This is a genomic window from Psychrobacter sp. TPE 89C (genome assembly GCF_055522395.1).
On the sequence record NZ_JBVFXW010000075.1, the window covers coordinates 1 to 9,651 of the forward strand.

Genomic DNA, 9,651 nt, shown 5'->3' on the forward strand with positions numbered 1-9,651 from the left:
AACAATAAAAGTTATATAGATGGTACAAATAATTAACTTTTTATTTACTTATGGGTCATCATTAAACAATGAAAGTTGGTGGACGATGTACCTATAATAAAAAGGCATGATGGCAAAGTCGCTATCATTTATTAAATTGATAAACCTTTGGTCGCAATACTGATCCAATCAAAACCAAAGGTTTTTTTGTCCCCTGTGCTTTTTAGATGTGCGTTGAGGGTATTAAAGGTAGTCGTGAGACGTAATTATAGTCATTATAAGTACAGTCATTGGACGTAAGTAAGGAGACGGTATGAAAATCGGTGTAATCAGTGCAGATAGCGCGAGCGAGAGCCGTGTAGCCATAACCCCAGACGCAGTCAAAAAGTTGCGTAAACTTGGGTTTGAAGTTGTCATTCAGTCAAATGCAGGTCAAGCAGCGTACTACGCTGATGAGATGTATCAGGCTGCGGGTGCCGACATTGCCAGCAGCAGTGCCGAGGTCATTACCCAGTCTCAGATTATTACCACCGTCAATGACCTATCAGCTGAAGCCATCGATGGCTTGTCATCTGGTCAGATCGTCATTGGCATGCTCGACCCTTATCGTAATACTCAACTTGATAGTTATGCGGCTAAAGGTGCAACCGCCTTTGCCATGGAGTTATTGCCCCGCACATTGTCACGCGCTCAGAATATGGATGTCTTGTCATCACAAGCCAACCTTGCGGGTTATAAAGCCGTATTGCTAGCGGCCAACGAGTATTCGCGTCCTTTCCCGATGTTTATGACATCAGCTGGTACGGTTAAGCCCGCTAAGGTCGTCATCTTAGGTGTTGGCGTTGCAGGTTTGCAAGCCATTGCAACCGCCAAGCGTTTGGGGGCCGTCGTTGAAGCCAGTGACCTACGTCCGACTGCTCGCGAGCAAGTGGAGTCACTCGGTGGTAAATGGCTAGATGTGCCGATGAGTGCAGAGGAAGCTGAGACAGCCAAGTCTACAGGCGGCTATGCTTGGACGCCATCCGAGCAATATGTCAAAGATCAAGCGGCTGTTGTAGACAAAGCATTAAGCAACGCGGATATCGTTATTACCACGGCGCAGATTCCTGGTCGTAATGCTCCGCGTCTGGTGCACGGCGCAACCCTTGCCAAAATGAAGGCGGGTTCAGTATTGATCGATATGGCTGCAGGTACCGGTGGTAACGTCGAAGGCAGCGTGCCTGACCAAACCATCACGACAGACAATGGCGTACGTATCGTTGGTGCGGCCAATATCCCATCAATGCTTGCCGCACAGTCTTCAGATTTGTATGCCAATAACTTGGTTAACTTTATCACGACCTTAATTGCGCCTGCTGGCGATGACGCTTCAGCAAGTGACGCATCAGCTAAATTGGCACTTAGCGTAGACATGGAAGACGAGATTCAGGGCGCGCTGGCAGTGACACATGACAATCAGGTACGACTGGCCAAACGCTAGTTTGACGGTCTAAGTTTTTACAGCCTGTCACTACAACATTGTCACCATTAACGTTGTCACCATACATTTGCCAGACATGAATAAATTTTAGGAGGATTAGATGATTGCCACTATTTTAGCGTCAGCATCAGCTGGTGCCGCAATGGCTAGTACACCATTTGTCGCGATTTTTACCGTATTTGTACTCGCTATTTTTGTCGGATACTACGTGGTTTGGGGCGTAACGCCTGCATTGCACACGCCGTTGATGGCCGTCACCAATGCACTATCAAGCATCGTCATCGTTGGTGCCATGCTACAGACCGTCACCATTGATGGTTCTATCTTTACACCGACCAGTATCCTTGGTGCTTTTGCGGTATTTTTAGCCAGTATTAATATCTTCGGTGGTTTTGCCGTGACCGAGCGTATGCTTGCGATGTTTAAACCGAAAGTGAAAAAAGCACCTGTAGCAACAGAAAATGGAGGTGACGCATGAACGACTTCTCAGCAATGATTGCGGCAAATGCAGATTGGTTCTACCTAGTCGGCGCGATTCTGTTTGTTTTAACCTTACGTGGTTTATCTAGCCCAAAGACGGCTATTCGTGGTAACCGCTTTGGTATGGTAGCGATGGCGATTGCGGTCGTCACGACCTTCTTCTTAGCAGAAGGCCCTGTGCTTTGGTTAATTATTGGCGCGATGATTTTAGGTGCCCTCGTTGGTATGTGGAAAGCAAAAACGGTCGCGATGACCCAAATGCCAGAAACAGTCGCTTTGATGCATTCATTCGTCGGTTTAGCTGCAGTCGCCATTGCCTTGGCAACCGTGCTACATACTGAGCAACAGCATGGCGCCGTTGCCCGAGTTGAGCTGTTTATTGGTTGTTTCATCGGTGCGATTACTTTCTCAGCATCCGTCTTTGCCTTTGGTAAATTGGCAGCAAAAAGCTGGGCTAAAACATTGGTTGGCGGCTGGGTAAAACCTGTCCAAGCGCTATTGTTCATTGCGATGATTGGTTTTGGTGGCGTTTATTTCGTTACTAACTCATTACCAGCATTTTATGCGATGGCAGTGATTGCCGTTATCTTTGGTTGGATGTGGATTGCCCCAATCGGTGGCGGTGATATGCCAGTAGTGGTATCGCTATTGAATTCATTCTCAGGTTGGGCAGCAGCAGGCATTGGTTTCACCCTTGGCAACTCAATGCTGATTATCGCAGGTTCACTCGTTGGCTCATCAGGTGCGATCTTGTCTTACATCATGTGTAAAGCCATGAACCGCTCATTACTCAACGTCTTATTTGGCGGTATGGGTACAGGCGCTGTAGCAGCGGGCGGCGATGATGGCGCTCCTAAAAACTACAAAGCAGGCTCAGCAGAAGATGCGGGTTTCTTAATGGCCAATGCCAGTAGTGTGGTCATCGTACCGGGATATGGTATGGCGCAAGGTCGTGCACAGAATGCGGTAAAAGAATTGTATGAGCTGCTAAAAGAAGAAGGTGTGAATGTGCGTTTTGCGATTCATCCGGTCGCGGGTCGTATGCCAGGTCATATGAACGTACTATTGGCTGAAGCCGATGTACCTTATGATGATATTTTAGAGATGGATGAGATTAACTCAGACTTTGCCAGTACAGATGTGGTGTTGGTTATCGGTGCAAATGATGTGGTAAACCCTTCTGCGAAAGATGATCCAACCTCGCCAATCTTTGGTATGCCGATTCTAGAAGTGACCAAAGCGCAAACGATTATGGTCATCAAGCGTTCAATGAACACAGGTTATGCAGGGCTTGATAACAGTCTGTTCTATATGGACAAAACCATGATGATCTTTGGTGATGCCAAGAAAATGGTCGAAGAGATGGTTCGCAGTATCAATGGCGCAGGTCATTAATCATTAAAATGTATGTTTAACTATTAGCTTTTGCCTATAAATTTTTAAGTAAAGAAAGTCACTGAGGTGGCTTTTTTTGCGTTAAAGTAGGGAGCATTTATATAACATCGATATCTATACAAAATAAGAGTTAAGGGAGTTACTTATGAACATGTTGATACGTTTTTTTATTATGGTTAGCTTGCTAAAACAACAACTAAAACAGCAATCAATGAGCGAGCGCATTAGTATAGAGACGTTGACCGCACCGACTGTCCGTAACTATCGAGTATTGCCGCATGATATGGGGTTTCGTGATCATCTACCCAATTACCGCTATTTGTCTTTTATTGAATTAAATGTCACTCGCTGGGTAATGGCGTGCTGTCATCAAAAAGGTATTAAGAAATTGAATTGGGTGATGTCTATGCAAGAGATAGTTTACCTGAAACCAATCAAGTTTTTGGATAAAGTGACGCTCAGTAGCAAGGTTGCAGGATGGGATCAGAAATATGTGTATTTTGAGCATCGCTTTTTTGTGAAAAATCAGCTGATGAGTATGGGTATGACAAAGTTCATATTTACAGATAAAAAAGGCAAGTGTACGCCAGAAGTATTGGATATGGTGGGGGAGCATTTGACCGATACTATTACCACATGGAACAGTAACCAAGCTGCTTTGAAGTCTGCCAAGTCGGCGTAGATAGCATAAGCTGCCATATAAAATTAACTTGTCTATAATCATCTGATGAATTTTGGTAAAATAGCGCCTATCAAATCGTCAAAACCATTTTATCAAAATCGTTTAAAAGATAAGGAGCCGCTATGATCCCGCAAAAATTAAAATGGACGGACAGCTTAGATATCGCTATTGAGTTGTATGAAAAGTTCCCTGAGACCGATCCGCAATATATACGCTTTACCGATTTGCATCGCTGGGTGACTGAACTTGAAGGCTTTGATGATGATCCACAAAAATCAAATGAGGGTATTTTAGAAGCCATTCAGATGAATTGGATTGATGAAGCAGATTAGAGTTAATTTGCAACGCTAATGGCTTTTTTAGTACGCGCTCATTTCAATATTTTCTCAAATAAAAAACCGTATAAATATACAGGATATACCGCATCATGACTTCACAAATTAAAGAGCTACCAGAAGCGATAGCTTGCAGTGGCATTAGCGTTCGTACTACCAACAACGCTGAGATTAGCGAAGAAACTGCCAAACTGGGTCGTTTATGGCAGAAGTTTTACCAAAACCATGCCAGTGATCTGCCTAAAGGTGAAGATATTTATGGTGTCTATCATAACTATGAGAGCGATGATTTGGTCGGCGCTTTTGATGTGGTTGCCAGTTGGAAAGTAGTCAGTGAGCAAGAGCCATCAGACAATGAAAAGACTGCTAAGTCTACAAACCTAGTAACAGTAGATATTCCTGCAGGGAAGTATATGGTATTCTCTGAAGAGGGTAGAATGCCTTACACGGTGATGAATGCTTGGGAAAAAGCTTGGACTTATTTTAATGATCGCAGCTGTGAGCACACCCGAACTTTTGATGTTGATTTTGAGCATTATATTGATGGTAATCTAGAGTATGGTCAAGTAGATGTCTATATCGGTATCGAGTAAGATTAGTATTGAATAAATCAGCCAAAATAATAAAAAAGCGCCAAATCTAATTAAGATTTGGCGCTTTTTTTGCTTTCTTCAATGAATAATTAGTCTAGCAGCAAGTTCTCTAAAATCCCTTCATAAATCTGTGCCAATCTACCCAAGTCATCGACTTCTACCTTTTCATCAACTTGATGAATTGTGGCATTACGCACACCTAGCTCGACTACTTGCGCGCCTGTTGGTGCGATAAAGCGTCCGTCAGAAGTACCGCCTGAAGTAGATAGCGTGGTATCAGTATCAGTTACCTTTTTGATCGCTTTTTGACAGGCAGCAACCAATTTACCTTCAGGGGTCAAAAACGGCTGACCAGATAACTTCCAATAGATATCGTAGTTTGCCTTGCTATCAGCAAAATGTTTATCAAAGATAGCATGCGTTTTTGCCTTTAGCTCATCTTCAGTGGTCTCTGTCGAAAAGCGGAAGTTAAACACAACCTCTAACGTTTCAGGAATGACATTGGTTGCGCCTGTGCCACCATTGATATTAGATATTTGCAACGATGTTGCTGGGAAATAGTCATTGCCATTGTCCCATGCAGTCGAGGTCAACTCAGTCAATGCTGACATCGCAGCATGAATAGGGTTGCATGCTAGATGCGGATAGGCAACATGACCTTGCTTACCAGTCACTGTAAGCACTGCACCTAATGAGCCACGACGACCATTTTTGATGATATCACCTAGCGTATCGGTACTTGATGGTTCACCAACCAAGCAATAGGTGATTTTTTCTTGACGTGCTTCTAAGGTTTCAATGACTTTTACTGTGCCGTTGATTGATGGGCCTTCTTCATCTGAAGTGATTAAAAAAGCAATCGAACCATTGTGCTCAGGATGATTGGCGACAAAGCGCTCGGCTGCGACAGTAAAGGCCGCAATACCTGTTTTCATATCAGCCGCACCGCGCGCCCATAGATACCCATCAGCGATGGTGGGAGTGAATGGTGGGTAGGTCCAGTTCTTCGCATCACCAGTTGGTACGACATCGGTATGACCTGCAAAGCAAATGACTGGGTCAGTCGTGCCGCGACGTGCCCACAAGTTTTTGACTTCAGCGTGTTCGCCCTTTGCCTGTCTATCACCATAATACATAAACTCACAGTTAAAGCCCGCCTGTTCCAATCGCTCTGACAATATATCTTGACAGCCATCATCATCGGGCGTCACTGAAGGGCGTTCTAGCAGTTCGATGCTTAACTCTAAGGTTTCTTGTTGATGGCTTGCTGATTGATTATTGGTAGTTTGGTGATTGTTGTCAGACATGGATAAACCTTTTATATGTAAAGTTAACTTTTAAATTTGATATTGCGAAAGTAGTGGACTACTTGTTTGTTTTTATAGTGGCTTACGACTCAAATCACATTATATTGTTTATGAATAAGTGACGATTTAATTGTTTTCTTCAACGAACGGTACCAAGCCATCTCGGCGCATCCAAGTAGCGATAGAATAACGTTGACGATGAGCGATCTGCACCTGATGTCGTAAGTCGCTGTCAAATAACACCAGTCTATTGGCAACAGGCACCACATTATGATGAACGCCATGTTTATCGACAATTTCTAATGCGCCACCATCGCCTGTAGACCATTCATCATTCAGATAAAACACGGCTGAAATAACACGTTCGTCACGCCCAGCAGGGTTGTCACTGTGCCATTGATAGCCAAAACCTACCGGATAGCACGCATAATGCGCTTCACTATGACGAATACCCGCGAACAAGCTACGATTGAATAAGGAAGCAAGGGTGTTAATGCTCTCTAAGTAAAAAAAGCCTGCAAAGAAGTTTTCGGTGATCCAGCGTATTTTATCACCGCGAATATCGCTTACCCGAATACCAGCAGTGAGCTGTGCATCACGATATTCAATAAAACCGCTTTCTGCTTGCAAGGCTAGCAACGCGGTACTATTAAAGACATCATCGATAATAATCCAACCATCGTTGACAAACTTATCAAGCTGTACTTCAGTCAGATTGTCTTCCCAGCTCACAGCAAAATCAGAGGCCTGTAATACATGTTGGGTTGGGATATCTGGGATGTCACTATGACCGTCTGGAAACAGTAATGGTGGATTATCCGAACCTATTGGCTGATCGGCTATCAACTCTGTCACGTTCAGGTTGCTAATAATCTGCGTCATTTCATCTCATTATTGTCAATCAGCTGTCGATATACCGCCATTCAATGCGTTTTTATTGAAAGCACTTACCAAAACCACATTATCTTTTACTCTGCCTATGCTACCATAGATGCAATTTTTCTTATTTAAACTTTTGAGATTATGAACTATAAACACGCCTACCACGCTGGTAACTTTGCTGATGTGGTCAAACACATTTTATTGGTACAATTGCTCAATCAACTAGGGCAAAAAAACAAACCTTTTTATGTGCTTGACGCTTATGGCGGTCGCGGACTTTATTCACTTAGCAGTGAAGAAGCGCGCAAGACTGGAGAGGCCAAAGGTGGTATTCAAGCCTTATTGAATGCCGATACTGAAAAGGCACCTGCTGCTGTCAAAGATTATATGGAAGGCATCAAGCAAGCCAGATTCACTTATGACAGTAAAGTCTATCCTGGTTCTCCTTGGTGGATTGCTCATCATGTCGAAAAAAACCCGGAAGCGGGTGTACGTGGTGAGGCTTTTGAAGCCAAAGCCAGCGAATATGATGCGTTGAACTATCAGCTACATAAATTGCCAATCGGTATCCATCACCGTGATGCCTTTGAAGGTATCACTGCGGTTATTCCACCGAAAGAGAAGCGTGGTCTAATTTTTCTTGACCCTCCTTATGAGCAAGAGCATAAAGACTTTACACGCCTTATCAATCTGTTGGTTAACTCTTATAATAAGTGGCCACAAGGTACTTATGCGCTTTGGTTCCCTATTAAGAACGTCGAAGCTGTAGAACTGTTCTATAAAAAGCTGAAACGTACTGAAATGCGCCGTCAGTTGGTGTGTGAGTTGAATATTTATCCAAACGATGTTGCGGTTGGCCTTAACGGTACAGGTCTGTTGGTTATCAATCCACCTTGGCAGTTTGACAATCATGCGCGTGAGATTGTGCGTTTCTTGCAGCCTGCCCTAAAAGTAGCTGATGCGCCAGACTTAACACCTGATAGCGCGACCAATGTGCGCTGGTTAGTCGGTGAATAACTGGTTCAATGAGTAGCAATGTCGGCAAATAAGGATATTAAGATGACCAATACACCATCATCTACAGGTCAATCAAACCATGTTTCCTCAAAGGATACGGCTCTAAATGATGGGTTGCTACAAGACAGTGCAGCAACCCAGCCACCATTTATCGATGAGCATGAGTTCAATATCCGCCTAGCGGAAAATGACAGTTATGACGGTTTGACCTTTGAAGTGATTGAAGCTGAAGTAGCCGAAGGTCAGCGAGTGGTCAGTCGTGGTGTGTATTTAGCACCCAACTTAATTACAACTTTGTCGCTACTGTCAGGCTTTTATTCGATTTTGGCCAGTACACAAGGCGAGTTTTATAAAGCCTCATTAGCTATATTTTTATCCGCTATTCTTGATGGGGCTGATGGGCGCGTGGCACGTATGCTCAATGCACAGAGCCCATTCGGTGAGCAATACGACTCTTTGGCAGACATGCTAGCGTTTGGTGTTGCACCTGCTATTTTGATTTATAGCTTTGCTTTAGAGCCGTTAGGTCGTATCGGAATTGGCTGTGCATTCGTTTTTACTGCTTGTGCTGCTTTTCGCCTTGCACGTTTCAATGTGCAGGTTGGCATTGTCGATAAAAAATACTTCGTTGGCCTAGCAAGTCCACTTGCCGCCATTTTAGTAACGTCTGCTGTCATGGTCGCAGTTGATCATAATGAATGGATTGGTCAGTACGATACAGCGGTCATGTTCTTGTTTGCCGCTTGGGTCGTAACTTGTGGTCTACTAATGGTAAGCAACGTTAAGTACTATAGCTTTAAAGAGTTTGATAAAAAGAAAGTACCTTTCGTTGTTCTTATCATCGGTGTGCTGGTCATGAGTATCATACTCTATGATATCCCTGTCGGCCTTTTAGCGATTGGTATTATCTATGCGTTGTCTGGTATCGTTACTACGGTCAAAGCGAAAGCCGTTAGCTAACGCTATTTGTCGCTTTTGTATAAAAGGAATTTACCGCAAGGTAAATTCCTTTTTTTATGCGTTTTATATATAGCACTGACTATTTATGTACTCAGCACGATAAAAGAAAGAAATAAAAAACTCACTTTTTAGTTAATTGTCAGCGATAACAAACAGTTAAAGAAAGTTATAATAATTAAGGTAAAATAAACGGTCTTATTTATGAGTTCACCCTTGACCCTCACTTTAAACCGAGTAGACTACCACCCAGTCGGAAGGGAAGGATATTTAGAAAGTGAGCAATCACTTAATGAATATTTCGAATTAATTAGTTTTAAACTAAATAGAAATTACCTCTTGACTCAGACTCTAAAGCGTCTATAATACGCCCCTCAATAGGGAGAACTAGCAGTTAGGAAGTGTATAATTACACTGAAACAACGTGGTTAACTTACTGAAACGAGATAAAAAAAGAAGTTGACAGACTATTAAAACATGATATGATAGTCAGCTCGCTAAATAGGATAAGCCACATTGGCTGGGAGTATTTAGTTTGAAATAC

10 protein-coding genes are annotated in these 9,651 nt (G+C 43.2%); 8 read left to right on the forward strand and 2 right to left on the reverse strand.

Going from position 1 to position 9,651, the window contains the following annotated elements; genetic code table 11:
• The first annotated feature begins 292 nt into the window (after window positions 1-292).
• The 6 genes from ACZW67_RS13730 to ACZW67_RS13755 all read left to right on the forward strand — a co-directional run bounded on the left by ACZW67_RS13730 (window position 293) and on the right by ACZW67_RS13755 (window position 4,944).
• On the forward strand, window positions 293-1,459 hold the full coding sequence (locus ACZW67_RS13730; protein ID WP_465183720.1) for an NAD(P) transhydrogenase subunit alpha: 1,167 nt from the start codon (window positions 293-295) through the stop codon (window positions 1,457-1,459).
• 142 nt (window positions 1,460-1,601) lie between these two features.
• The gene (locus tag ACZW67_RS13735; protein WP_290165845.1) at window positions 1,602-1,937 is read left to right on the forward strand and encodes a proton-translocating transhydrogenase family protein; all 336 of its coding nucleotides are present in this window, start codon (window positions 1,602-1,604) and stop codon (window positions 1,935-1,937) included.
• Window positions 1,934-3,334 (forward strand): NAD(P)(+) transhydrogenase (Re/Si-specific) subunit beta, encoded by a 1,401-nt coding sequence (locus tag ACZW67_RS13740; RefSeq protein ID WP_465183721.1) that lies wholly within the window; start codon window positions 1,934-1,936, stop codon window positions 3,332-3,334. Before ACZW67_RS13735 ends, ACZW67_RS13740 begins: the two co-directional genes overlap by 4 nt.
• A gap of 145 nt (window positions 3,335-3,479) precedes the next feature.
• On the forward strand, window positions 3,480-4,016 hold the full coding sequence (locus ACZW67_RS13745; protein ID WP_465183722.1) for an acyl-CoA thioesterase: 537 nt from the start codon (window positions 3,480-3,482) through the stop codon (window positions 4,014-4,016).
• A gap of 122 nt (window positions 4,017-4,138) precedes the next feature.
• Window positions 4,139-4,348, forward strand: coding sequence for a Fe-S cluster assembly protein IscX (gene iscX, locus ACZW67_RS13750; RefSeq protein ID WP_010196865.1), 210 nt, complete (start codon window positions 4,139-4,141; stop codon window positions 4,346-4,348).
• Window positions 4,349-4,443: 95 nt separating this feature from the next.
• A complete protein-coding gene (locus ACZW67_RS13755) occupies window positions 4,444-4,944 on the forward strand; it encodes a GyrI-like domain-containing protein (RefSeq protein ID WP_201592573.1) in 501 nt (166 codons plus the stop codon).
• An 89-nt stretch (window positions 4,945-5,033) separates the two neighbouring features.
• Here ACZW67_RS13755 and dapE read toward each other — a convergent pair whose 3' ends face one another.
• Complete coding sequence (gene dapE / locus ACZW67_RS13760; RefSeq protein WP_465183723.1) at window positions 5,034-6,251, reverse strand: succinyl-diaminopimelate desuccinylase; 1,218 nt, start codon at window positions 6,249-6,251, stop codon at window positions 5,034-5,036.
• A gap of 126 nt (window positions 6,252-6,377) precedes the next feature.
• Window positions 6,378-7,133 (reverse strand): 2OG-Fe(II) oxygenase, encoded by a 756-nt coding sequence (locus ACZW67_RS13765; RefSeq protein WP_465183724.1) that lies wholly within the window; start codon window positions 7,131-7,133, stop codon window positions 6,378-6,380.
• A 141-nt stretch (window positions 7,134-7,274) separates the two neighbouring features.
• Between ACZW67_RS13765 and ACZW67_RS13770 the strand changes: the two genes are divergently transcribed.
• Entirely contained in the window at window positions 7,275-8,150 is an 876-nt protein-coding gene (locus ACZW67_RS13770; protein WP_110923987.1) for a 23S rRNA (adenine(2030)-N(6))-methyltransferase RlmJ, read from the forward strand.
• Between the two features lie 42 nt (window positions 8,151-8,192).
• Window positions 8,193-9,110, forward strand: a complete 918-nt coding sequence (gene pssA / locus ACZW67_RS13775) for a CDP-diacylglycerol--serine O-phosphatidyltransferase (protein ID WP_465183725.1) — start codon at window positions 8,193-8,195, stop codon at window positions 9,108-9,110.
• The last annotated feature ends 541 nt before the right edge of the window (window positions 9,111-9,651 follow it).